At 67.5% G+C, this 24,972-nt stretch carries 14 protein-coding genes and 1 CRISPR repeat array (1 of these 15 only partly in view); of the genes, 8 read left to right on the top strand and 6 right to left on the bottom strand.

Annotated elements, in window-relative coordinates:
* A CRISPR array of direct repeats spans positions 1-1,226; the repeat unit is 29 nt; unit sequence GTGTTCCCCGCGCCTGCGGGGATGAACCG; it reaches 3,875 nt to the left of the window's first position.
* A 231-nt stretch (positions 1,227-1,457) separates the two neighbouring features.
* Positions 1,458-2,822, bottom strand: coding sequence for a sigma-54 interaction domain-containing protein (locus CFK21_RS13720; RefSeq protein ID WP_096367181.1), 1,365 nt, complete (start codon positions 2,820-2,822; stop codon positions 1,458-1,460).
* Between the two features lie 196 nt (positions 2,823-3,018).
* Between CFK21_RS13720 and CFK21_RS13715 the strand changes: the two genes are divergently transcribed.
* From CFK21_RS13715 to CFK21_RS13700, 4 genes are read left to right on the top strand one after another with little or no spacing between them, the layout of a single operon-like run.
* Positions 3,019-3,570, top strand: a complete 552-nt coding sequence (locus tag CFK21_RS13715) for a cytochrome C oxidase subunit II (protein ID WP_096367180.1) — start codon at positions 3,019-3,021, stop codon at positions 3,568-3,570.
* Positions 3,563-5,026, top strand: a complete 1,464-nt coding sequence (locus tag CFK21_RS13710; RefSeq protein WP_096367179.1) for a cbb3-type cytochrome c oxidase subunit I — start codon at positions 3,563-3,565, stop codon at positions 5,024-5,026. Before CFK21_RS13715 ends, CFK21_RS13710 begins: the two co-directional genes overlap by 8 nt.
* Positions 5,023-5,628: an SCO family protein gene (locus tag CFK21_RS13705; RefSeq protein ID WP_096367178.1), complete on the top strand. Its 606-nt coding sequence runs from the start codon at positions 5,023-5,025 to the stop codon at positions 5,626-5,628. The genes CFK21_RS13710 and CFK21_RS13705 overlap by 4 nt, the downstream gene beginning before the upstream one ends.
* On the top strand, positions 5,619-6,245 hold the full coding sequence (locus tag CFK21_RS13700) for a hypothetical protein (RefSeq protein ID WP_197702961.1): 627 nt from the start codon (positions 5,619-5,621) through the stop codon (positions 6,243-6,245). The genes CFK21_RS13705 and CFK21_RS13700 overlap by 10 nt, the downstream gene beginning before the upstream one ends.
* Before the next feature lie 3 nt (positions 6,246-6,248).
* On the opposite strand, the gene CFK21_RS13695 is transcribed toward CFK21_RS13700, so the two are convergent.
* A complete protein-coding gene (locus CFK21_RS13695) occupies positions 6,249-6,938 on the bottom strand; it encodes a hypothetical protein (RefSeq protein WP_096367176.1) in 690 nt (229 codons plus the stop codon).
* Positions 6,939-6,979: 41 nt separating this feature from the next.
* Positions 6,980-7,573 carry a VPLPA-CTERM sorting domain-containing protein gene (locus CFK21_RS13690; RefSeq protein ID WP_197702960.1) on the bottom strand — a complete coding sequence of 198 codons (594 nt, stop codon included), beginning with the start codon at positions 7,571-7,573 and terminating at the stop codon, positions 6,980-6,982.
* 563 nt (positions 7,574-8,136) lie between these two features.
* Between CFK21_RS13690 and CFK21_RS13685 the strand changes: the two genes are divergently transcribed.
* A complete protein-coding gene (locus tag CFK21_RS13685) occupies positions 8,137-10,434 on the top strand; it encodes a DUF255 domain-containing protein (RefSeq protein ID WP_172844309.1) in 2,298 nt (765 codons plus the stop codon).
* 20 nt (positions 10,435-10,454) lie between these two features.
* Here the strand turns inward: CFK21_RS13685 and CFK21_RS13680 are convergent, their stop codons facing one another.
* On the bottom strand, positions 10,455-11,048 hold the full coding sequence (locus tag CFK21_RS13680; RefSeq protein ID WP_096367173.1) for a uracil-DNA glycosylase family protein: 594 nt from the start codon (positions 11,046-11,048) through the stop codon (positions 10,455-10,457).
* Between the two features lie 233 nt (positions 11,049-11,281).
* On the opposite strand from CFK21_RS13680, the gene CFK21_RS13670 reads away from it, so the two are divergent.
* Entirely contained in the window at positions 11,282-13,447 is a 2,166-nt protein-coding gene (locus CFK21_RS13670) for a tRNA(Met) cytidine acetyltransferase TmcA (protein WP_096367171.1), read from the top strand.
* Positions 13,448-13,678: 231 nt separating this feature from the next.
* Positions 13,679-18,847, top strand: a complete 5,169-nt coding sequence (locus CFK21_RS13665) for a DUF11 domain-containing protein (protein WP_157745698.1) — start codon at positions 13,679-13,681, stop codon at positions 18,845-18,847.
* A gap of 100 nt (positions 18,848-18,947) precedes the next feature.
* Here CFK21_RS13665 and CFK21_RS13660 read toward each other — a convergent pair whose 3' ends face one another.
* The gene (locus CFK21_RS13660) at positions 18,948-20,225 is read right to left on the bottom strand and encodes an MFS transporter (RefSeq protein WP_096367169.1); all 1,278 of its coding nucleotides are present in this window, start codon (positions 20,223-20,225) and stop codon (positions 18,948-18,950) included.
* Between the two features lie 150 nt (positions 20,226-20,375).
* Positions 20,376-20,852, bottom strand: coding sequence for a DsrE family protein (locus tag CFK21_RS13655; protein WP_157745696.1), 477 nt, complete (start codon positions 20,850-20,852; stop codon positions 20,376-20,378).
* A 236-nt stretch (positions 20,853-21,088) separates the two neighbouring features.
* Here CFK21_RS13655 and hrpA point away from each other — a divergent pair, with 236 nt between their 5' ends.
* Positions 21,089-24,958 (top strand): ATP-dependent RNA helicase HrpA, encoded by a 3,870-nt coding sequence (hrpA, locus tag CFK21_RS13650; protein WP_096367631.1) that lies wholly within the window; start codon positions 21,089-21,091, stop codon positions 24,956-24,958.
* Positions 24,959-24,972 lie beyond the last annotated feature (14 nt).

The following is a 24,972-nucleotide window of genomic DNA, read 5'->3' as shown; positions in this document are numbered from 1 at the left end:
CGTCTTCGGCTTTCCAAGATACACCTTTTTTCGGGTGTTCCCCGCGCCTGCGGGGATGAACCGTAGAGCAGACTGGTTAAAAGAGGTACGTCAAGAGTGTTCCCCGCGCCTGCGGGGATGAACCGACCTGGTGCCCGTCCTTGAAGGCCCACAATTCGTGTTCCCCGCGCCTGCGGGGATGAACCGAACACCCGGCAGGCAACAGCGCGACGATCAGCGTGTTCCCCGCGCCTGCGGGGATGAACCGGAAGTGCCGCCGCGCTCCAATACGATTTTTCCGTGTTCCCCGCGCCTGCGGGGATGAACCGAAAATGGAAAATGTGAAATATTATATTGTGGTGTGTTCCCCGCGCCTGCGGGGATGAACCGCGGATATTCTCAATCCGTTGGGTAAGCTCGCCGTGTTCCCCGCGCCTGCGGGGATGAACCGAAACCTTCCCCGACGCGGGCTATGTCGGGCATGTGTTCCCCGCGCCTGCGGGGATGAACCGCGCCCAGCAGGATCCGGAGATCTTCAGCACACCGTGTTCCCCGCGCCTGCGGGGATGAACCGTGCCCCTTTACGGTAGAGAGGTCGGTGGCAGCCGTGTTCCCCGCGCCTGCGGGGATGAACCGTGAGGACACCGCACAGAAACAGCGGCGGCGAAGTGTTCCCCGCGCCTGCGGGGATGAACCGGTCTCTGATTCTGAGAGTTGCGGGGCATAATCGTGTTCCCCGCGCCTGCGGGGATGAACCGTGCCCATGCAGCGGTATGAACTCGTGCCGCCCGGTGTTCCCCGCGCCTGCGGGGATGAACCGCTGGCAATATCAGCCACTGTCACCTACCCCTGGTGTTCCCCGCGCCTGCGGGGATGAACCGTCCGCGCGTTCCACGCTCATTCCTCACCTCCCGTGTTCCCCGCGCCTGCGGGGATGAACCGGAAGGAGACACAGCAGAGCCGACGCTTGTGACGTGTTCCCCGCGCCTGCGGGGATGAACCATATGTCCTTCCCATCCTGCTGCGGGACGATGAGTGTTCCCCGCGCCTGCGGGGATGAACCGGCCATGGCGCCGCAGAAGTCTTTAAGCCGTCTGTGTTCCCCGCGCCTGCGGGGATGAACCGGGTGGCGTGACGACCGCCGCCGGGTTCCCGCTGTGTTCCCCGCGCCTGCGGGGATGAACCGCCGTGTTAGCGCTGATATCTGACTGATTCGCCGTGTTCCCCGCGCCTGCGGGGATGAGCCGGACTTTGTGCGATACACCAGCAGCGAGACAATGTGTTCCTTGCGATTGCTGACGATTTGTTTGCTTATAATTCCATTGAATAACCTCTCATATATCCTCGTGGTTAACTCCAGTAATCATAAGTACCATGTCTGAATGCCAGATTACACGTTCAATACTTAAGGGGTTTCTGATTAATCCAACTCCGCTTTTTTGTTTGCACACCGATGCAGTCGAGGATATATCCACCAGTCAACGCTGACGGCGAGCATTTTCCCGCAGCCGCTTCCACAGGGTGGTGCGCGACATGCCCAGGCGGCGGGCGGCCTCGGCCTTGTTGCCGCCGGTTGCGCGCAGGGTCTGCCGGATTCGTGTCCATTCGTCGGCGTCGTTGATCGGAGCGCGGTAGTAACGGGTCAGGCCGGCCTTGCCCGGTGCCGGTACTGCGGACAGCACCGCGTCGCCGGCGATGTCCGGCGGGAGATGGCGGGGCAGAATGCGCTCGCCGTCGCAGTGGACCAGGGCGTATTCGATGGCATTGGCCAGCTGCCGCACATTGCCCGGCCAGTCGCAGGCTTCCAGCTGCAGCACGGTTTCATGCGCCAACTCCGGCGGGGGGCGTTGATAGTTCTGGGCCACGTCCTCCAGCAGTCGGGTGGCGAGCATGGCGATGTCCTCGCGGCGCTGGCGCAGGGCCGGGACCTCCAGCGGCAGTACCCGCAGCCGGTAATACAGATCCTCGCGGAATTCGCCGCGCTGGACCATGGCGGCCAGGTCGCGGTGGGTGGCCGCTATCACGCGCACGTCGATCGCCCGGGCGTGGTTCTCGCCCAGGCGCACGATCTCGCGCTCCTGCAACACCCGCAGCAGCTTGACCTGGATGCTGGGGGGAATCTCGCCGATCTCGTCCAGCAGCAGGGTGCCGCCGTGGGCTGCCTCGAAGCGGCCGGCGCGCGCCGTGGCCGCACCGGTGAAGGCGCCGCGGGCATGGCCGAACAACTCCGCCTCCAGCAGGTTCTCCGGCAGGGCGGCGCAGTGCACGGCGATGTAGGGGCCGCTGCTGCGGGGCGAATTGTCGTGCAGGGCGCGGGCCACCAGTTCCTTGCCGGTGCCGGACTCGCCCATCACCAGCACGGTGGCGTCGCTGGTGGCGGCGCGCAGGATCTTCTCGTACAGGGTCTGCATCACCGGGCTGTGGCCGACGATGCCGCCCAGGCGCAGCCGCTCGCGCACCTCGCCTTCCAGTTCCACCTCGCGCGAGCGGTCGCGCAGGATGATGGCGCTGTACAGGTCGGCCTGGTTGGGCGGCAGCAGCAGCGACCACATGCGCAGATGCACCGCCAGGCCGTCCGGGCGGGTCAGGCTGATGTCCTGCAGCTGGCGGGCGCTGGCGTGGGCCTGGCTCAGGGTGCAGTGGCCGCGCGCCTCGCAGGCGCGGGCGCAGGCGGTATCGGCGAAGATGCCAGGACAGGGCCGGCGCAGTACCTCGTCCCGAGCCCGGCCGAGCAGCGCGCTGGCGGCCTCGTTGATGGCGACCACGCGGCGCTCGCGATCCAGGAACAGGACCCCTTCCTCCAGGCTGTCCAGGAACCGGCTCAGGGTATTCAGCGTGAACATGGGCGGAGATCCGGATGTTCAGAGTGAACGTCAAGCGTGGCGGGAGTGTGAACACATATTAACATTCATATAGAATACATGTATTAAATTATCCCGTAAAGTCAATTGGTTGTTATCTGGCATGGTTCTGGCAAACAGGAGGCGCGCCGGGCATCCGCCCGGTGTGACTGTGTTCAACCGAATGACGGGGACTTCTATGTATCAGACGCTTGCCTGGCAGCTCAGCCTCATCCTCATGGGGGCTCTGCTCATCGCCTTCCTGTTCGTGGCGCGGCGGGCGCGCGACCGCGCGGACGCGGACGCCTCCGTGGTCAGCCGCGCCTACCGCATCCGCGGGATCCTGTTCTGGGCCCTGCTGGTCGTGGTCACGCCGGTGATGCTCTACACATTGCTCGACCTGCCCTATGCCAGCGCCGGGATCGACCGCCGGGAGTCCCAGGTCATCGAGGTGGTCGGCAAACAGTGGGCCTGGGATCTCAGTACGGATCGGGCCAGTGTCGGCACCCCGGTGGAATTCCGGGTCACCAGCGCCGACGTCAACCACGGGCTGGGCATCTATGACGCGGACATGCGCCTGGTCGCCCAGGTGATGGCCATGCCTGACTACACCAACACCCTGCGCCACACCTTTGCCGAGCCCGGCACCTACAAGCTGCTGTGCCTGGAGTACTGCGGTCTGATTCATCACGACATGATCGCCGAGTTGAAGGTGGTGGCGGTTGCCGAAGAGGAGAACTCACATGAGTGAAGTCGATGCCAAGGGCGCGCCGGATCCCGCGCGGCGCGCATCCGCGCCGGTACTGGCCTACCTGGTCACGGCCGGGGCGGTGGTGCTGCTGATGATGGCCTTCGGGCTGCTGATGCGCCTGGCCCAGGGCGGGTTGCTGCAACTCGGACCCGATACCTTCTATGAACTGCTGACACTGCACGGCGCCGGCATGGTGGGCATCGCCGCGCTCGCCAGCGTGGCGGTGATGTGGCACTTCCTGGGCCAGTATGTGCGCTTGTCGCGCGGCATGTTCATCGCCAACCTGGTGCTGTTCCTGGCCGGAGTGGTGATGATCCTGGCCAGCGTGCTGGCCGGCGGCTTCGCCGGCGCCTGGACCTTCCTGTATCCGCTGCCGGCCCGGCCCATGGGGGTGTGGGACACCCAGGCCGCAGCCCTGTTCGTGGGCGGGCTGCTGGTGATCGGCACCGGCTTCCTGCTGCTGTATCTGGATGCGGCGCGTGCCATCCTCGGGCAATACGGCAACCTGGGCCGCGCCCTGGGCTGGCCGCAGCTGTTCGGTCGCGACGACGGCCGGGCGCCGCCGGTGGCGGTGGTGGCCAGCACCATGGTGCTGATCATCAACAGTATCGGCATCACCGTCGGCGCGGCCATCCTCGCCATGACCCTGATCAACCTCTATGTGCCGGCCTTCGCGATCGATCCGCTGCTGGCCAAGAACATGACCTACTTCTTCGGGCATGTGTTCATCAACGCCACCATCTACATGGCCGTGATCGCCGTCTACGAGATCCTGCCGCGCCATACCGGTCGGCCCTGGAAGTCGAACAAGGTGGTGCTGGCGGCCTGGAACGCCTCGCTGATCATGGTGATGACCAATTATCCGCATCATCTGCTGATGGACTTCGCCATGCCGCAGTGGGCGCTGGTGGCCGGCCAGGTGATCTCCTACGCCAGCGGTCTGCCGGTGCTGGTGGTGACCGTGTTCGGCGCGCTCACCAATGTCTACCGGTCCGGTATCCGCTGGGACCTGACTTCCGGTCTGCTGCTGCTGTCGATGTTCGGCTGGGGGGCGGGCGTGATCCCGGCCATCATCGACGCCACCGTGGTGATCAATCAGGTGATGCATAACACCATGTGGGTGCCGGGGCATTTCCATACCTATCTGCTGCTGGGCATGCTGCCCATGGTGTTGGGCTTCATGTATTTCCTGACCGGCGACCGGCAGACCGCCGCCGGCCGCGGCCTGGACCGGATCGGTTTCTGGGTGTTCGCCGTGGCGGGGCTGGGTTTCGTGCTGGCCTTTCTGGCCGGCGGGCAGGCCGGCGCGCCGCGCCGCTATGCCGAACACCTGGCCCAGTGGCTGCCCTATGACCGCGCCGGTGCGTTGTTCGCCGCGCTGGTGCTGGCGGCCACCCTGGTGTTCGTCGGCCGGTTCCTGCTGCGCCTGGGCCAGGCCCGGAGCCGGGCGGTATGAGGTGCAGCCTGCTCACGGCGCTGGCGGTGACGCTGCTCGGTGTCGCTGTTCTGGCCTGGGGCACGGACGGCTTCCGTGCCTTCACCGACGAGGGCGCGCGGCGCCTTGCCGTGCACACCAGCCCCCGGCCGCTGCCCGCGGTGACGCTGCAGGACCAGAGCGGCCGGCGCTTTGCGCTGGCTGATCTGCAGGGCCGGTTGCTGGCGGTGGAGTTCATCTATGTGAACTGTCCGAGCGTGTGCCGGGCCCTGGGGCAGGCCTTCCAGCGGGTGCGCGATGCCCTGCCGGCGTCCGTGCCGGGCCGGGAACTGATGTTGCTCAGCATCAGTTTCGATCCCGAGCGCGACCACCCGGCGCGGCTGGCCGATTATGCGGCACGCTACCATGCGGACGGCGAGGCCTGGCGGGTGGCGCGGGTTGAGGATCCGGACGAGTTGCAGGCCCTGCTGCACAGCTTCGGCATCGTGGTCATTCCCGACGGCTTCGGCGGCTTCGAGCACAATGCGGCCCTGCACCTGGTCGACCGCGACGGGCGGCTGGTGCGGATAGAGGATTACGACCGGCCGCTGGCCTTCGTTGAGCGGGTGCGGGAATGGCTGTGAATCCAATGGTCGGGCCGGGCCGCGGCTGGATGCTGGTGGCGGTTTATGCGTTGTTGGCCGCGCCGCCGCTGCGCGGCTGGCTGGAGGCGGGCATGGTCAGCCACATGCTGGTGCAGCTGCCGCTGCTGGTCGGGATCGGGGCGCTCGCCTGGCGCTGGCTGCCGCCCCGGTTGCATCAACGTCTGGATCGCTGCAATGCCGCCGGCCTGCCGCTGACCCTGCTGGCGCTGTTCGCCGCGGCCTTCTGGATGCTGCCGCGCTCGCTCGATGCCGCCCTCAATGCGCCGCTGATGGAACTGGCCAAGTTCCTCAGTCTGCCGCTGCTGGTGGGGATGCCGCTGGCGCTGAGCTGGCGCCGCCTGCCGCTGATCGGCCGCGGCTTTCTGTGGAGCAACCTGCTCAGCATGCTGGTGGTGCTGGGCTGGCTCTACAGCGCCGCTCCCGTGCGGGTATGCACCAATTACCTGGTGGATCAGCAGCAACTGCTGGGCCGCAGCCTGCTGCTGCTGGCGTCGGGACTGGCGCTGTGGCTCGCCGGCCGGGTGCTGTTCGGCACCGGTTCCGCCGGCGCGGTACAACGGCCGCGGCCTGACCGGCGGCTCAGGTGGTCGCGCTGATGTCTAGCCGTGTCGGGTGCGGCGGCGCAGTGCGGGCAGCAGGGCCGGCAGGGCCAGGCCCAGCAACCAGGCGGTGCCCGGTTCCGGGATCTGGCTGGGCGGGAGGGGGGCGGTGCCGATGCGGCCCTTGACCCGGGTGCTGGTGAAGTCCTGGGCGAAGCTGCCGGTGAAGCTGGAGTTCTCCAGTGTCATGGCCACGCCGATGCCGAAGCCGGCGAACTGGCCGGCGAGGCTGCCGCCGCTGACCTCGAACAGCAAGTCCATTGCATCCACCGTGGCGGTCAGGTTCTGAAAACCGAAGTCGCGGATCTCGCCGGCCAGCAGCAGGCCGGTGAAATCCGCAAGGCCGTCGCCGTCGCTGTCGATTTCGCCGAACAGTTCGAAGTCGTTGCCGGCAATGCCGCCGGTGACGATGCCGCTGCTGTCCACGAAGAAGTCCATGCTCAGGGAGCGCGGTCCGCTGATACCGGTGAAGGGGCCCGGCAGGACGAATTGCAGTGCCTGCGGATCGCCAGTGATGCTGAGCCGGCCGCTGGCGCTGTCATAGTCGGCACCCTGATTCAGCAGGCTGCCGAAGCGCAGCAGGGGGGCATCGGGATCGATGTCCAGCAGGGTGGCCTGAGCCGGTGCGAGCGTCAGTGCCAGCAGCAGGGCCGCGGCAGTGCGTCCGATACGAGTTTTCAGTTCCGTCACGGTTGTGCTCCTTGTCTTGTGTGCAGACTGAAAGTCCATTTTCAGTGCCGGCGTCGGGCGGCGGCGGCCAGGCCCAGCAGGCCGCTGCCGAACAGCCAGACGGCGGCCGGTACCGGGACGACGGCGGCGAAGGTGTCGTTGGACGTGCTGGCGGCAGTGAAATCGATACCGAAGTCTCCGGTGAAGTCGCTGGTGTCAGTCACGATGATGATGCCGCCCAGCGCGCCGAAGTCGCCGGCCAGAGCGCCGCCGGTCACGTCGAACAGGAATTCGAATACGTCTTTGCTGCCTGCATCGGTGTAACCGAAGGCGGTGAGGCTGCCGCTGAGTTGGGTGACGCTGGACCCGTCCTGGATCTCCAGGCTGCCGGAGGTCAGGGTGCCGGTGCCGCTGTCCAGGCTGGCGGTCAATGAATAGGTCCAGTCATAGTACTGGGTCGAGGTGATGCCGTCGGAATAGGTGAACATGGCGAAGGTGGGCTGGTTCGCGCTAAGGCTGCCCGTGCCGGCGTCATAGCTGATGTTCAGATCCGAGGTCTGGATATCCGGGAACTGCTGCGTCAGGCCCAATGGGGCCGCGCTGACTGCTGAGGCATACAGCCAGGCCGTTCCCAGCGCGACGGCAACCCGTTTCATCCACCCTGATGTGGTTATAGTGTGCGGCATGGGCTCCCCCTCAAACTTTAATAATCGTTATCACGTCTGGCCTGTCGCCGGCCGGTGGGGGCGGGCAACAGCAGATCCGTCCCGGACGGGCCGGTAAACGGAGTAATCGCTGTTGAACAAGCAAGAGGCCTGCCAGGTGAAATTTTGTTCTGGATAAACAGAGATATATGATGTCGTCAGGCCGGCTCACGTGACATCGGCACGCTCGCGGGCAACAAAACGTAAGGTTTTCCATAAGCGGGTGAGATCCTGTCTCCGCCCCTTGTCTGAGTTTGCGCTGTTTAAAATATGAAAAACAATAAATTGCGGTCTATGTGTCGGATCCTTCGGGTTCCGGCGGCAATGCCCCCGGTTCCCGGGCGCAGCCGCCGGCCATCCCGTATATTCGGTGTTACCGGCTGATTTAACGGCTGTTGTCACAAGATATGGAAGTTGATGTCGTGTAAAAATTGTTGACGTATGCGGCTCGACTCCGACGGCGGCGTCCCGGTGAACGCACTCACCCGGACCGGGTCCAAGAGGATATGGTTCCTATGCATGCCTGGTTGTGTTCCGTCATGGTTTCCCTGGCCGGCCTGTGCCTGGCCCCGGGCGCGGTCCAGGCGCAGGCGCCGGGGGAGGGGAATCGGCTGGCCGATGCGGCCAGCCCCTACCTGCAGCAGCACGCCGACAACCCGGTGGACTGGCATCCCTGGGGCGCGGCAGCGTTCGAGCGGGCCCGGCGCGAGGACAAATTCATCTTCCTGTCCGTGGGCTACTCGACCTGCCACTGGTGTCACGTGATGAATCGCGAGTCCTTCAGTGATCCGGCGATCGCGACGCTGCTCAATGACTATGCGGTCAGCGTTAAGGTCGACCGCGAAGAGCGCCCGGAGGTGGATGCCGTCTACATGACCGCCCTGCGCCAGATGACCGGACGCGGCGGCTGGCCCATGAACCTGCTGCTCACACCGGATCTCGACCCCTTCTTTGCTGCCGTGTACCTGTCCCCGGAACAGCTGGCCGCCACCCTGAAGGAGGCGCGGAGCCGGTGGCGGGAGGACCGGCCCGCGATTGAGCGTCGCGCGGCCCGGATCATGGCGCGCGTCGCACAGGCCCATGCCCTTCCGGGCGAGGCGGCGGCACAGCTGCCCGGGAAGGACGTGATCGCGCGGGCGGTGGCCGGGCTGGAACAGGAGTTCGATCCCTTCGACGGCGGCTTCGGTCCGCCGCCGCGTTTTCCGCTGCCGTCCAACCTGCAGTTGCTGCTGACCCATGCTGAGCGCAGCGGCGACGCCAGGGCCCGCGAGATGCTCCACGCCACTCTGGATGCCATGGCGCGCGGCGGCATTTTCGATCAGGTCGGCGGGGGCTTCCATCGCTATGCCGTCGATCCGCAGTGGCGCGTGCCGCACTTCGAGAAGATGCTCTATGACAATGCCCAGCTGCTGCAGGTCTATGCGCATGCCTGGGCGCTGACCGGCGAGGCGGCCAATCGCCGGGTCGCCGAGGCCATCGTGGCCTGGGTGAGGCGGGAGATGACCGGCCCGGACGGGCTGTTCCATGCGGCGCAGGATGCCGAGGTGGCCGGCGTGGAGGGTGCTTCCTATGTCTGGTCCCGGGATCAGCTGCGGGCGGTGCTGGCCGAGGCGGAGTATGCCCTGGCCGTTCAGGTCTGGGGCGTGGAGGGACCGCCCGAGCTGGATCATGGCCATGTGCTGCACTGGCCGCAGGGCTATGCGGCGACGGCCGAGGCCCTGGGGTTGACGCCGACCCGGCTGCAGGCGCGTCTGGCGCCGATCCGCGACCAGCTGCTCGCGGTCCGCCTGCAGCGTCCGCAGCCGCACACCGATGACAAGGTCATCACGGCCTGGAACGGCCTGATGATCGAGGCGCTGGCGGATGCCGGCGCGGCGCTGGGGCGCAAGGACTATATCGACCAGGCGGCGGGTGCCGCCGATGCCCTGCTGCGGCAGCTGCGGGACGCCGACGGCCGTCTGCTGCATGTGGCCCGCGGCGGGGAAGCCCGGCTGCCGGCCTATCTCGATGACTATGCCGCCACCATTCTCGGACTGCTGGCGCTGGACCGGGTGCGCGACGAGGCGCGCTGGCGGCGTGCCGCCGGACAGTTGGGCGATGCGATGATCGCCGCGCTCTGGGATCCGGCCGGCGGCTTCCACTATGCCGATGCCGCCGTCGGGCACCTGGTCGTGCAGCCCAGGTCGCGTCGCGATGCCGCCCTGCCCGCACCCAACAGCCTGGCCGCGCGCGCCCTCGCCGGCCTGGCGCGACAGGTCGATGAGCGCTTCGGTGCCTATGCCGCCGCGACCCTGCGCGCCTTCACGCCCGTACTGGAGGAGGCGCCCACGGCCATGCCCCACATGCTCCGGGCGCTGGCCGAATACCGTGCGGCGGGGCTCGATGAGGGCGCAGCGCCGCCGGCGCAGGATTTCACGCCGCCGGACACGGCCGACCGGCTGCGGGTGGTGGCCCGGTCCGAGGCAGAGGATCCGCGCCGGCTGATCCTGACCCTGCAACTGGATCCCGGCTGGCACGTCAATGCCTCACCGGCCTCGCTGGAGTTCCTGATACCGACCCGGGTCAGCGCCCGCGCCGGCGGCCGCGAACTGGTACTGACGGCCGATTACCCCGCCGGCCGGCCGCTGGCGGCCGGCTTCGAATGGCCCATCCGGGTCTATGACGACGGCACGCGCATCCCACTGCGACTTGAGCGGGCCGCGCCGCCGGGGCTGGAGTTGAGCGTGCATGCCCAGGCCTGCAGCGACGCCGGACAGTGCCTGGCGCCGGCACGCATCCCGGTGCTGATCGAGACGGTCGGTGAGGCCCGCTGACGCTGCGACCCCGCAGTCGATTACAGCCGTCCGGGATGGCCCTGGCTGTCGGCGGCTTTGTCGTCATCCTGCTGGGCGCACACCCGCCGCCAGGCCGGATGCCGTGCCAGCCGTTGCAGTGCCTGCGCCAGCAGTTCCCGGCCCGGGTCGGTGCGGTGCCAGGTGGAGGCGCCGGAGGGATGCGGCAGCGGCAGCACGTCGGTGGGCCGTCCCTGCACCGAATGGTGGTGGATGGTGCCGATGACCTCGGTCAGTTTCCGGAACGGCATGAAGCGGCTGATGGCGAGCCGGCCGACCGGTATGATCAACTGCGGGCGCAGCAGGGTGAGTTCGGTTTCCAGCCAGGTACTGCAGTTGGCGATCTCCTCCGGGGCCGGCACCCGGTCGCCGCCCCGGGTCTTCTTGCCTGGAAAACAACGACACACCGCGGCCATGTAGACGCGCCGGCGGAAGGCTTCCTCTTCCAGGCCGATGCCGGCAAACCACTGGAACAGGGTCTTGCCTGCGGTCCAGGCGAAGGGACGGTGCAGATGGATCTCCTTGCCGCCGGGGGCCTGACCGATCAGCATGATGGGCGAGAGCACCGCGGTGCCGATGACCGGGGGTCCCTGCATGTCGGGGCAACGGCGGCAGCGGGCGAGTTGATGCTGGTGCTCGCGCAACTGGACGTGGCGGGTCTTCACAGCGACACGCCCGGAACAGGGGCCTGGTGCCGTAAGCTGCCGGGCTCGATGCAGAACAGGGGTGAAGACACCGCCATGCGCACTGGCATGTTGATAGCGCTCCTCGGGTTTCATCGGGGGAATGCCGGTCAGTATGCCCGATCCGGCGCGTGGGGCCAAAACCGATGATATCCGAACCGTCAACAGATATCCGGGCCGCAGCCGCCGCCGAGTTGCTGCAGCTGCGTCCGGCCCTGCGACGCGCCCGCCAGCGCCGGCTGTGGGTGTGCGCCGGTGCGCGGGACTGGTGTGTGGAGGCGGTTCGGCGCCTTGCCCATGCCTGGCGGCCCGAATCCATGTTATGGATCGGTGAGGACGCGCCGGACGCTGGCGAGGCGGCGGCGCAGCGCGATTATCGCCGCTATCTGGGCGGCGAGTACGAACTGGTGGTGCTGGATGCCCATGCCGGCCTCGATGTGGACGCCCTGGCGGCGGTGGCCGGCACCCTGCGCGGCGGTGGCCTGCTGGTGTTGCTCGTGCCGCCACTGGCCGATTGGCCGCGGCGGGCGGACGCGCAGTTCGCCCGCTTCGCCGCGCATGCAGCACAGCCGGAAGGGCATTTTCTCCTGCGTCTGACCGAGTGCCTGGACGATCCTGCCGTGGGGCTGCTGCAACAGGGCCATGGCTGGCGCCCGCCGCTGCCGCCAGCGCCGGCGGCGGCTGCAGCGGAATCCGCGGTTGCCCCTTCAGGACAGGCGGCGGCCGTCGCCGCAGTGCTGGCCCTGGCGCAGGCCCGGCATCGCCACCGGCCGCTGGTGCTGTCCGCCCCGCGCGGACGCGGCAAGTCGACCGCGCTCGGGCAGGCGGCCGCGCAGCTGCCGGCACAGCAGATCCTGGTCACGGCTCCGGGGCGGGCAAGCTGCGAGACCCTGCTGCGTCATGCCCGCGGCGCGGGCGGCCGGGTGCCGCCCTTTGTCCCGCCCGACGAACTGCTGCGCCGGCGTTCGGCCGCCGACCTGCTGCTGATCGACGAGGCCGCGGCCATTCCCCTGCCCTTGCTGGAGCAGCTGGTGCTGGGCTGGCCGCGGGTGGCACTGGCCACCACGGTGCAGGGATATGAAGGCACCGGGCGCGGGTTCGAGTTGAAGTTCTTCCCCCGGCTGGATCGCATCGCCCCGGGCTGGCAACTGCTGCGCCTGAGCGAGCCCATCCGCTGGGCCGCGGCCGACCCGCTGGAGCGGTGGCTGGCCCGTGCCCTGCTGCTGGAGGCCGAGCTGTTCCCGGAGGAGCGCCTTCCCGCACTGGTGCCGGAAGCCCTGGTATATGAATGTCTCGACCCCGGGCGGCTGGTCACCGACGAGGCGCTGCTCCGGCAGCTGTTCGGTCTGCTGGTCTCGGCCCACTATCGCACCCGGCCCTCGGACCTGCGCCAGTTGCTGGACATGCCGGCGTTGTCAGTCCATGTATTGCGCCAGGGTGAGGCAGTGCTTGCGGTTGCCCTGGCGATTCCCGAGGGGCCGCTGCCGATGGAATTGATACCCGCGATTCTCGCCGGCCGGCGGCGGGTGCGGGGCGAGTTGATCGCCCAGTCCCTGGTGGCGCATGCCGGCTGCGAAGCGGCGGGCCGACTGCGCGGTCTGCGCATCATGCGCATCGCCGTGCATCCCCGGCGCCAGGGCCGCGGCTTGGGCAGCCGGCTGTTGCGCGATCTGACGGCGCAGATGCAGGCACGGGGCGAGGCCGACTGGATCGGGGCGAGTTTCGGTCTGGACCGACCCTTGCTGGCTTTCTGGGAGGGCAACGGCTATGTGCCGGTGCGGGTAGGGCTGCGGCGTGAAGCCAGCAGCGGCCAGCATGCGCTCATCGTGCTGCAGGCACTGAACCGCAGCGCAGCAAGTCAGCTGAAACAGTTGCGGATTCGTTTTCATGCCCTGCTGCCCCTGCAGCTGGCCGATGGACTGCAGGCGCTGGAGCCGGAACTGGCCCGGGCGCTGCTGGCTGCAGCAGTGGGGCCGACCGATCCGGGGGCGGCATTGGAGCCGCAGGACTGGGCCGAACTGGCCGCCTTCGCCTGCGGCCGGCGTGGTTACGAGGTCAGCCTGGTGGCGATCCATCGGTTACTGCAGCAGTACGAGGCGGCCTGGAGGCATAGCGATGTCCTGGACCCCGGCGAACGCGCCTTCCTGATCGAAAAATGTCTCCAGCATCATCCCTGGTCGCAGCTGGCGCAGACACATCGGCTGGACGGGGCCGGGATGGCGCGCGCACGCATGCGCGAAATCCTCCATCGGCTGTTGCGTGCCGTTGCGCCGGATCGGCTCGAAGCCGAGTGTCGGCGTCAGTCTGCCTGAGCGACTGCATCCCTGATCCCGTCGCCCCACGGCACGCTGCGCATAATCTTTAGCCCACCTTCCCTGTTGTTTTCCCTGTTTGTGACTGATTCCTTCAGATCGTGCAGATCATGGCCGGTGCATCCGGAATAGTGTGAACTCATACCGTTTCATCGCTGCAGCATCCCGTTATGCTGCCGTCACTTGTTGTACTTGGCACCACTTTTTCTTTTTGATTTTTTTGAGTTGCAGATGATGATGAAACGGATTATTCCCGGCCCGTTTGCGGCCGCATGCCTTGTCGGCCTGACGGCCGCCCTGTCCACCCTCTCAGTCCATTCCCAGACCCCCCGCCAGGCGCAGTTCGCGCAGCTCGATTACGACGTCGTGTATGTGCGTTGTCCACGCGGCAAGGAGCCGGTGCGGATGCCGGACGGCAACGAATACGGCAACTGGAACGGGGTCAATGATATCTGGCTGTCGGCCTCCAACAACCTCTACCAGCAGCCGGGCTGCGATCTGGTGCTGCACCGTCATGACAAACCGCACGGCGATCCGGCGGCCGAACAGGTGCTGGTCGAGTGCGACGAGGATATCGCCAGCGGCCCCGTCTGCAGCGTGGCCGACCCGAACGTCTCCTTCGATGGCAGCCGCATCGTCTATACCAAGTTCGAGGACACCCGCAGCTTCATCACCGATCGCGGCTTCAACGGCAATGGCGGCTGGGGCGAGACCGACCATCTGCAGAGCGTGATGGAACTCTATCCCGACGGCGACGGCCCCATGGGCAAGTATGCCCATCGGCGCGGCATTCTGCTCGAGTCCTTCGACGCACCGGCCCATGTCTACATCTATGACCTGAAGACAGGCACCGAGCGCCGGGTCTCGCCGCCGGGCGGCAAGTTCGCCGGGCGCGCCCATCCCGGTCTGGACCCGGAGTGGGAGAGCCCCATCCCGGTCATGGACACCGGCCCCTTCTTCCTGCCCGATGGGCGTATCGGCTTCACCAGCAACCGCGCCAGCGGCTTCTACCAGTTCCAGCTGTTCGCCATGGATGTGAACGGCGACAACCTGGAATGGCTGGGCCATCGCGCCATGGGTCAGCAGCTGCACCCGGCCATGCTCAGCAACGGCAAGGTGGTCTATACCAGCCAGGACACCATGCTGCAGCGTTCCAACAACAACGACTATTCGCTGTTCACCATCAACCCCGACGGTTCGGATCCCTTCATCTTCGCCGGCAAGACCGATGCCACCCATTTCTCCTATCACTATGTCACCCAGCTGAGCGACGGCGACGCGGTGGTGACTCTGTACTACGACAACAACAACGGCGGCATGGGCTCGCTGCAGCGCTTCCCGGCCGATCCCGCGGGACCGGATTTCGAGCATCGCAACCATGATCCGGGTGTCTGGAAAAGCGGCAACCAGCTGCATCCCTTCGCCCGCCGCGGCGAATACCGACTCACCCCCGAGGCGCCGGCCGGCGACCAGGCCGCCGATCCCTATGTCGACAGCGGCGATTACTGGCGCCATCCGGGCGATGGCCGCACCGTGATGATGAACGGCAAGTTCACCCATCCCTCCGGCGCGCCGGACAACGGCCTGCTGACGACCTACACCATCGGCAGTTCCTCGACCATGGGCAAGTACTATGCCTCGCTGCAGGATACCCTGGCCCAGATCGGCAAGGATGCCGGCATCTGGCTGTTCCCGCTCGCGCCCAACGGCACCGATCCCATCGGGCATGTGACCGAGGACGGCCTGATCGTGGTGGATCACCCCGACTATCATGAAATCATGCCGCGCGCCGTGGTGCCCTACAGCCGCATTCACGGCAAGCCGCAACCCGACACCATCGCCCGCCATGACAACCTGGGCCTGGAGGATCCGCGGCTGCCCGCCGGCGTGCCCTGGGGCCTGACCGGCGCCTCGAGCCTGTATGACCGCGAGACCCGGGCGCTCAACGGCACCCCCTGGAACGCGAAGGACGGCGGCGGTTTCCATTCCGGTCGCACCTACCAGAACCTGCTGGTGCAGGGCGGAGAACTGGCGATCTTCGACAACGAAGAGATCGCCGGCATCCGGGTGAGCCTGCCGATTCCGCAGACCCCCAACGGCTTTTCCGGCAGTCGCGAGCAGTGGGCCGGCAAGGCGCAGAACCACCATCTGCGCATCCTGGGCGAGTTCCCGGTACGCAAGCCGGGGGTGACGGACGGCCAGGGCAATCCGGATACCAGCTTCATCGTCCGCATCCCGGCCGACACGCCGTTCCTGTTCCAGACCATCGACAAGCACGGCATGGCGCTGGACATCGAAACCGCCTCGCGCACGGTCGGTCGCGGCGAGCAGCAGCTGTGCGTCGGTTGTCATGTGCATACCCGCGACGGCCTGGACCCGGAACAGTCCTTCGCCAAACTGGATACCGGCGCGCCGTTCGGGGACTTCACCCGTCACAGCGCGCCGCTGTTCGCCGGCGTGGATGCGCAGGGCAGGGTCGAGGTGGCCGCCGCCGAGGCGGTCTATCCCGAACTGCCCGGCATCAGCGCGCGGCGCAGCCTGGGTGTGGACTGGGAGAACGGCATCGGCGAGATCATCCAGAGCCGCTGCGCCTCCTGTCACGCCGAGGGCAGAGCGGCACAGCAGTTGACAGGTCTGCGGCTGGACGGCGATATGCGCACCTACGATCTGCTCACCCGCAACGCCTATGTGCGCGAGGACGGCGTGAAGATCAATCACACCACCCGGCCCGGCGACGGCCTGACCGATCTGGATCAACCCGGCACCGACCGCATCACCCGGCATTACAGCTGCTGCACCGTGTCGCGCTGGCTGGCCATGAACAGCGCCCGCTCCAGCATGCTGATCTGGGCCCTGTACGGCGAGCGTCTGGACGGCCGCGATCCGGCCACCGGCCTGCCGCCGGTCAACAGCGGCGTGCCGGTCGATCCACAGGGGCGCGAGTTCCCCGAGATCTGGCCGAAGGTGAGCGAACATGCCGGCTATGTGGCCGACATGCCCGAGCGTGAGAAGCGACTGCTGGCACGCTGGGTGGACATGGGCGCGCCCCTGACCAATGTGCACGATGACCTGGTGCGGCCGGTACTCACCGTTACCCCGGTGCTGTCCGGCGGCTACATCAGCCAGGTGCTGGTGGGGGTCTGGGACGACTCGCCACTGGATTACGGTCGCTTCCGGGTGCTGGCCGATGGTATCGACATCACCCCGGCGGTCGACGGCCAGCCCGCCGTGATCCCGGTCAGTCTGCCAGTGGCGGTGAGCGAGGCCAACGCCGATGAGGTGCGGATCAGCTTCGAGATCTGGGATCGCCCCGATCGCAGCCTGAGCCTGGTACAGCCGGGCGTGCCGGCGGCCAACCGCACCCGCAAGAGCTACACCGGCCGCGGCCTGCTGCGTCTGGCCGGTGTGGATGTGAGCGCCACCGACCTGCCCGATGTGATTGACTCGGTCGATGACACCAATGCGGATGCCGGGCCCGAACCCATGCCTGAGCCGATCGATGATCCGGACCCGGACATCACTACGGATGACACTGATGCGGGCACGGTGGATACCACCCCCGATGATCCTGTCGTCGATGAACCGGTCGATGAGCCTGTGGACGAGCCGGTGCCGGAACCGGCCCCGGACGTGGATGTGGCCACCGTGGTCGAGACCGACAGCCCGGTGCTGGCCGCAGGCGGACGTACACAGCTGCGCTGGACCCTGATGAACCTGTCGCAGACGCCCGCCACCGGCATCGATGCCTACCTGCGCCTGGAGGGCGAACTGGCCGACGTCGCGCTCACCGAACCGGTTGCCGGCTGTGAGCGCCGGACCGACGGCCTGCGCTGTGCCCTGGACGGGCTGGCGGCGGGCGAGCGGCGCGGCATCACGCTCGAACTGACGGCCGCCGAGGCCGGCGAGATCGACGTACGCGCCGAACTGCTGGCCGCCGAACCGGACGGCATGCTGTCCAACAACCTGTTCGAGGATCGTCTGATGATCGAGCCCGCACAGGTGGATCTCCAGCTGCTCGCCCTGGACGCGCCGGCCGCCCTGGAACCGAACGAACCGGTCAGCTGGACGCTGGAGCTCGCCAACACCGGCAGCGATACCGCCCGCGGCGTGCAGCTCTCGGCCGTGACCGAGGCCCCGCTGAGTGTGGGCATGACCGCGGACGAAGTGGCCTGTACCCGCAGCGGCGATGAACTCGCCTGTCCGGTGCCCGACCTCGCGCCGGGCGAGCGTCTGACGGTGCGCGTCCTGACCGTCAGTGACAGCACGCCGACGGCCGCTGTCCGCATTGCGGTCAGCAGCGCGGGCAGGGAACCCACCCCCACCGACAACCAGTGGGAACGCAGCTACAGCGTCAATGACAAGGGCTTCGATCAGGCCAACCTGCCGGCCGCGGTCTGGACCGAAATCCCCGACAGCCGCCTGGCCGACGCCGTGGCCGGGGACGAATCCGAGGCCTATCTGCGCGCCCTGACCGAGGCCAGCAGCGGTGCGGCCTTCGATACCCGGCGCGGCCGGCTGCTGGTCTGGGGCGGCGGCGGCAACCGCTACGGCGGCAATGCCGTCTATGCCTTCGATACCCGCCGGCTGCAATGGCAGCAGGTGTCCGCGCGCAGCGAGTGGCAGGAGGGCGATCCGGAGACAGGCTACTACCGCGACGGCCTGCCCTGGGCGCGTTCGACCTATGACTCGCTGGAGTATGTTCCGGGCGAGGACGCGCTGTGCGCCTTCGGTGGCAAGGCCCTGTACCAGGCCACCCGCACCACCCTGCAGAACCTTGACTGTCTGCGGCTGGAGACCGGCGAGTGGTTCCGCCTCGAGGACGTGCCGGGCCGGATCAGCTACGGCGTGATGACGGCCTGGGATCCGGTCACAGAAAAGGTGTGGATGCACAGTGCCGGCGGCCGCGGCCACCTGCTGTCCTTCGATGCCGCCACTCGCCAGTGGGCCGGCCATGGCGACCGCAGCAGCGATCCCTGGGTCAGCCGCATGACCGGTGCCATCGATCCGAAGCGGCGCCTGTTCGTGGCCGTGGGGGGCGATGCCGGCGGCGCGCCCGGGGAAATCATGCTGTGGGACCTGGCCGCGGGCGAGACTGCCGCGCGCCGCGTGCAGACCACGGGTGATATCGCCGTCACCGCGGCCAAGAGCCCCGGCCTGGTCTACGATCCCGACCTGGACCGCCTGGTGGCCTGGATGGGCGGCACGGACCTGTACGCGCTGGATCTGGACAGCCGGGTCTGGCAGCGCATCGAGGCGGGGGTGGCGGCCGGCAGCAGCGGCCCGGGCGAGGCGCCCTCGGCCGGCACCTTCGGCCGCTTCCGCTACGTGCCGGACCAGCGGGCCTATGTGCTGGTCAATGCCGTGGACGAGAACGTCCATATCATCCGGCTGGCGGAATGACGGGCGGATTGCGGCTCAGAGTGTAGGATGGGTGGAGCGCAGCGCAACCCATCGCGACCCGGTCGTGTGATGGGTTACGGCGCAAGCGCCTCCACCCATCCTACGTGCCTGCGTTCACGCGCTGCTCGCCGCGCTCGATGTCCACCCTCGAGAGCAGCCAGACGCCGATGCCGAACAGCAGCAGCACGGAGACAATGCCCACACGCGGCGAGCCGGTGACCAGCACCACCGTCCCCATCAGCAGCGGTCCCAGCACGGCGGCGAACTTGCCCAGCATGTTGTAGAAACCGAACAGTTCCGCCGACTGCCGCAGCGGAATCAGGCGGGCGAACAGCGATCGGCTCAGTGCCTGCACCCCGCCCTGGACCAGGCCCACGGCGGTGGCCAGCAGATAGAACTCCCACACCGCGCTCATGAAGGCGCCCCACAGGGTGATGAGCATGTACAGCCCCAGCGCCAGGTAGATGGCATTGCGGGTGCCCATCAGGCCGCCCAGGCGGCCGAACACCAGGGTGGCGGGAAAGCCGACGAACTGGGTGATCAGCAGGGCGGTGACCAGGCTGGTGTCGGGGAAGCCCAGCGACAGGCCGTAGTCCACCGCCATGCGGATGATGGTGCCCACGCCGTCTATGTAGAACCAGTAGGCGAGCAGGAAGATGAAGGCCTCCGGCAGGGCGCGGATCTCGCGCAGGGTGCGCACGAGTTGACGTCCGCCCCGGCTCAGGCTTGCGCCCCAGGTCGGCCGTGACGGCGGCTGCGGCTCATGCACCCACAGCAGCAGCGGCAGCGAGAATACCACCCACCAGACTGCCACCGAGAGGAAGGCGGCCCGCACGGCCGCATCGCGGTCGGCCAGGCCGAACCATTCCGGCTGCCAGGCCATGACCAGGTTGAGGCTGAACAGCAGGCCGCCGCCCAGGTAGCCCAGGGCGAAGCCCAGTGCCGAGACCCGGTCGCTGTCGCGCAGCGGGGCGATGTAGACCAGCAGGGCGTCATAGAAGAGGTTGCTGCCGGAGAAGCCGATCACCGCCAGGGCGTAGGTCAGCGCGGCCAGTTCCCAGTGTCCGGCCTGGATCCAGGCCAGCGCGCCGGTCATGAGAATACCCAGGGCGGCGAAGATCAGCAGCGCGCCCTTGCGGTACCCGAGCTGGTCGGCCATCGCGCCGATCAGGGGCGCGGCCAGCATCACCACCAGGCTGGCCAGCGAATTGGCCAGACCCAGGCGGAAGGTGCTCAGCGCGACCGGCTCGCCGGCGTTCCAGACCTGCTTGAAGAAGACCGGGAAGAAGCCGGCCATGACCGTGGTGGAGAAGGCGGAGTTGGCCCAGTCGTACAGGGCCCAGCCGTAGATGCCGCGCTGGTGGGAATGGGATGCCATCGGCCGCCGGTTCGAGGGGATGTGCCGCCGATCATACCCGCCGTCGGCGGTTGGTCAAAGGGATGTAGATCGGGTTGGCCTGAAAGGCGTAACCCGACGCATGCCGCGACATGTCGGGTTACGCTGCGCTGACCCGACCTGCGGCCCTGCCTACCAGCTGATATAGCTGAAGCCCTGTTCCTGCAGCAGCATCAGGTCCGCCGCGCCGACCTCGACGTAGGTGGCGTAGCTTTCCATGTCGTCCATGGTCCATTCCAGGGACTTGAGGGTGTTGCCGCAGACATGAAACTCGACGTCATACATGGCCAGGCTTTCGGCCCGTTGGCGCAGTTCCTCCGGTACCGGCCGGCCGGGGTTCTTCGCCGCCAGATGCACGCCGGGACCGATCAGGGTGATCACGATCTTGATGTCATCGCCGAACTTGCGCAGCATGGCGCCGGCCGAGAACAGGATGTGATCCATGTAGTCCGGGTCGGCCTGGTTGAGTTGGTAGACCAGCTTGTGGCTGGGTTCGCCGAACAGGGAATCGGTCTGGGTCTCGCCCTCCTGAGCCAGGGCCGGGACGGTGGCTCCGAACAGGCACAGGGCGCAGAACGGCAGAACAAGAATACGGAACAGCTGTTTCATTGTGAATCTCCATCCGGGCGCTGGTCGGACTGGGGCGCCCTGTTGCCGGGTGTCGACCTGATCAATGCAGGATGCAGGCCAGCGGATCTGCAGGAAGTGGGATTCCCCGCCGCCCTGTTGGTTCCGCGGCGGGCAGGATATCATGTCCGATCCATATTGACCTGCGGCGCCCCTGAATCCCGCCGATACCTGCATGACGCATTACTGGCATGGCCGGTCTGCTGATACCTGTTTGCATGTCCGTTTCTGAGCTCAAACAACTCGAACAGCGCCTGGCCCGGTGCCTGCTGCGCGACAGACCGGCGTTGCACAAGCGGCTGGCCGGGCTGCGCCGGCGCCTGCGCAGCAACAAGCCCATCGATCGCGGCTTGAGCGCGGTGGCCGCCGAGATCTCGGCCTCCGAGCAGCGGCGTGAACAGCGCCGCCGCTCCCTGCCGCGGCCGGAGTATCCGCTGGAGCTGCCGGTGGTGGAGCATCGCGAGGCGATCGCTGCGGCCCTGACCGAACATCAGGTGGTGATCGTCTGCGGCGAGACCGGCTCCGGCAAGACCACCCAGCTGCCCAAGATCTGTCTGGAACTGGGCCGCGGCGTGGACGGCCTGATCGGTCACACCCAGCCGCGGCGTATCGCCGCGCGCAGCCTGGCCGCGCGCATCGCCGAGGAACTGCACACCGAGGTCGGCGCGCAGGTCGGCTTCAAGGTGCGGTTCAGCGACCGGGTCGGCGCGGATTCCCTGATCAAGGTGATGACCGACGGCATCCTGCTGGCCGAGACCCGGAGCGATCCGCAGCTGCTGGCCTACGATACCCTGATCATCGACGAGGCCCACGAGCGCTCGCTCAATGTCGATTTCCTGCTCGGCTACCTCAAGCGGCTGCTGCCGCAGCGGCCCGAACTGAAGGTGATCATCACCTCCGCCACCATCGACCCGGAACGCTTCAGCCGCCACTTCGACGACGCCCCCATCATCGAGGTCTCCGGCCGCACCTATCCGGTGGAGCTCCGCTACCGGCCGCTGCGGGGCGAGGACGAGGACAGCCGCGAACGCGATCGCGGAGAGGCCATCCTGGATGCCGTGGACGAGCTGGCGCGCGCCGGCCCCGGCGATATCCTGGTGTTCCTGCCGGGCGAGCGCGATATCCGCGACGCCGCCGAGCGGCTGCGTAAGCACCATCCGCCGCAGACCGAGATCCTGCCGCTGTACGGCCGGCTGTCGGTGCAGCAGCAGCAACAGGTGTTCCGGGCGCACAGCGGCCGGCGCATCGTGCTGGCCACCAACGTGGCCGAGACCTCGCTCACCGTGCCCGGCATCCGCTATGTGGTCGATACCGGGCTGGCGCGCATCAGCCGCTACAGCCATCGCACCAAGGTGCAGCGCCTGCCCATCGAGCCGGTCGCGCAGGCCTCGGCCGACCAGCGCGCCGGTCGCTGCGGCCGGGTCGCGCCCGGGATCTGCATCCGCCTCTACAGCGAGGAGGACTACGCCCAACGGCCCGTCTTCACCGATCCCGAGATCCGCCGCACCAGTCTCGCCAGCGTCATACTGCAGATGCTGCAGCTGGGGCTGGGGGATATCGAGGCCTTTCCCTTCATCGATCCCCCCGACCCGCGCTATGTCCGCGACGGCTTCCGGCTGCTGCATGAGCTGCAGGCCATCGATGACGACAGCCGCCTGACCGACATCGGACGCAAGCTGGCACGCCTGCCGCTGGACGTGCGCCTGGGCCGCATGCTGCTGGCCGCCCATGCAGAGGGCAGCCTGGAGGAGGTGCTGGTCATCGTCAGTGCGCTGACCGTGCCCGACCCCCGCCTGCGGCCGCTGGAGGCGCAGCAGGCCGCCGATGAGGCGCAGGCGGCGTTTCGCGACGAGCAGTCGGACTTCGTCGGTTTTCTCAAATTATGGCGCTTCTACCGCGAACAGGAACGGCACCTGACCCGACGCAAGCTGCAGCGCCTGTGCGAGCGCCACTATCTGTCCTGGGTGCGGCTGCGGGAATGGAAGGATATTCACGGTCAGTTGCTGGGGCTGGTCCGGGAGCTGGACCTGCAGTTCAATGCCGAGCCGGCCGAGCATGGCGCCATTCACCGGGCGCTGCTGAGCGGGCTGCTGGGCAACCTGGCCTTCAAGGGGGAAGGGCAGGAGTACACGGGCGCGCGCGGGATCAAGCTGCATATCTTTCCCGGCTCGGGCCTGTTCAGGAAGCCGCCCAAATGGATCATGGCCGCCGAACTGGTCGAGACCGGCCGCCAGTACGCCCGTACCGTGGCGCGCATCGAACCGCAGTGGGCCGAGCAGCTGGCGCCGCATCTGGTCAAGCGCAACTGGCGCGATGCCCACTGGGAGCAGAAGCGCGGCCGCGCCGTGGCCGACGAGCAGGTCAGTCTCTACGGCCTGGTGCTGGTGCCGGCGCGGCGGGTGGATTACAGCCGGGTCGACCCTCAGGCCGCGCGCGAGTTGTTCATCCGCGGTGCCCTGGTGCGCGGCGAGTACCGCACCCGGCTGGAATTTCATCAGCACAACCGGAGCCTGATCGAGGAGGTGGAGGAACTGGAGGCCAAATCGCGGCGCCAGGACATACTGATCGACGAGGCCGTGCTGTATGACTATTTCGATCGCCTGGTGCCGGCGGATGTCAGCAATGCCCCCGAGTTCGAGCGCTGGTACAAACGCGCCACGCCGGAACAGCAGCAGGCCTTCCATCTCAGCCGCGAGACCCTGATGCAGCACGCCGCCGGCCATATCACCGGCGAGGCCTTCCCGGCCCGACTGGAACTGGGCGGGCTGAGTCTGGCGCTGCACTATCACTTCGAGCCCGGCCATGCCGAGGATGGGGTGACGCTGGAGATCCCGCTGGCGGCGTTGAACCAACTCAGCCCGGAACCCTTCGAGTGGCTGGTGCCCGGGCTGCTGGAGGAGAAGGCCACGGCCCTGATCCGTTCCCTGCCCAAGGCGCTGCGCAGGCACTTCGTGCCGGCGCCTGACTTCGCCCGCGCCTGTCTGCAGGCGCTATCCCCCGGAGAAGGATCGCTCACCGAACAGTTGGCCGCGCAGCTCAGGCGTATGACCGGCATCGAGGTCGGACCGGACGACTGGCGGCTGGAGCAGCTGCCGCTGCATCTGTTCATGAATTTCCGGGTGCTGGACGGCAAGGGCAAATGTCTGGCACAGGGCCGCGACCTGGCGGCGCTCAAGGCCGGGATCGGCGCCCGCGCCGAGCGCAGCTTCGCCGGTCTGCCTACGGCGGAATATGAACGTGCAGGGATCATGGAATGGGACGTCGGCGATCTGCCCGAGTCCATCGAACTGGAGCGCGACGGCCTGCGCCTGCGCGGCTACCCGGCGCTGGTGGCGGAAGACGATGGCGTTGCGCTGCGACTGCTGGACAATCCGGAGCGGGCGCGCCGGGCGCACCGTGCCGGCACCCTGGCCCTGTTCTGCCGCCAGGCGGACAAGACCCGGCGCTATCTGGAGAAGAACCTGCCGCAGGCGAAGCAGCTGTGCCTGCACTATGCGCCGGTCGGTGACTGCGATTCGCTCAAGCGCGATATCATCCGCGCCGCGGCGGCCGAATGTCTGTTTGCAGAACAGGAGGAACTGCGCACGCAGCAGGATTACGCACGTGCGCGCCAGGCAGCCGAGGCGCGGCTGGTGGAGACCGCCAACCGGCTTGCCGGCGAGGTCGGTGCCGCCCTGGCGCGCCACCACGCCATCGCCCGCCGCCTCAAGGGCAAGGTCCCGCCGCAGTGGCTGGGCGCGCTCAACGACATCCGTGACCAGTTGCAGTACCTTGTCTATCCGGGCTTTGTCGCCGCCACGCCGCGGGCGTGGCTGGGCGAACTGCCGCGCTATCTGCAGGCAGTCGAGCGCCGGCTGGACCGACTGGAGAGCAATCCCGGCCGGGACCGTCAGCTGGCCGCACAGGTCGCCCCGCATTGGGAGGCATGCAAGGCGCGGCTGCAGACACAGGGCCCGGCCAGCGATGCGCTGCAGCATTTCCGCTGGCTGGTTGAGGAGTTCCGGGTCTCGCTGTTCGCGCAGGAACTGGGCACGCGGGAGAAGGTTTCCGACCAGCGATTGCAGAAGGTGCGGCAGGCACTTTCATAGAACCCGGCAGTAAG

Origin of the sequence: Thiohalobacter thiocyanaticus, assembly GCF_002356355.1 — a bacterium.
Classification (GTDB): domain Bacteria; phylum Pseudomonadota; class Gammaproteobacteria; order Thiohalobacterales; family Thiohalobacteraceae; genus Thiohalobacter; species Thiohalobacter thiocyanaticus_A.
This window is presented reverse-complemented; position numbering and strand designations above follow the sequence as displayed.

Bases quoted from the DNA above. Each gene is read 5' to 3' on its own strand.
- CFK21_RS13705 (WP_096367178.1), top strand. From the start codon at position 5,023: ATGAGGTGCAGCCTGCTCACGGCGCTGGCGGTGACGCTGCTCGGTGTC.
- CFK21_RS13665 (WP_157745698.1), top strand. From the start codon at position 13,679: ATGATGATGAAACGGATTATTCCCGGCCCGTTTGCGGCCGCATGCCTT.
- CFK21_RS13680 (WP_096367173.1), bottom strand. From the start codon at position 11,048: ATGCAGGGACCCCCGGTCATCGGCACCGCGGTGCTCTCGCCCATCATG.
- CFK21_RS13720 (WP_096367181.1), bottom strand. From the start codon at position 2,822: ATGTTCACGCTGAATACCCTGAGCCGGTTCCTGGACAGCCTGGAGGAA.
- CFK21_RS13700 (WP_197702961.1), top strand. From the start codon at position 5,619: ATGGCTGTGAATCCAATGGTCGGGCCGGGCCGCGGCTGGATGCTGGTG.
- hrpA (WP_096367631.1), top strand. From the start codon at position 21,089: ATGTCCGTTTCTGAGCTCAAACAACTCGAACAGCGCCTGGCCCGGTGC.
- CFK21_RS13715 (WP_096367180.1), top strand. From the start codon at position 3,019: ATGTATCAGACGCTTGCCTGGCAGCTCAGCCTCATCCTCATGGGGGCT.
- CFK21_RS13660 (WP_096367169.1), bottom strand. From the start codon at position 20,225: ATGGCATCCCATTCCCACCAGCGCGGCATCTACGGCTGGGCCCTGTAC.
- CFK21_RS13670 (WP_096367171.1), top strand. From the start codon at position 11,282: ATGATATCCGAACCGTCAACAGATATCCGGGCCGCAGCCGCCGCCGAG.
- CFK21_RS13690 (WP_197702960.1), bottom strand. From the start codon at position 7,573: ATGAAACGGGTTGCCGTCGCGCTGGGAACGGCCTGGCTGTATGCCTCA.
- CFK21_RS13655 (WP_157745696.1), bottom strand. From the start codon at position 20,852: ATGAAACAGCTGTTCCGTATTCTTGTTCTGCCGTTCTGCGCCCTGTGC.
- CFK21_RS13685 (WP_172844309.1), top strand. From the start codon at position 8,137: ATGCATGCCTGGTTGTGTTCCGTCATGGTTTCCCTGGCCGGCCTGTGC.
- CFK21_RS13710 (WP_096367179.1), top strand. From the start codon at position 3,563: ATGAGTGAAGTCGATGCCAAGGGCGCGCCGGATCCCGCGCGGCGCGCA.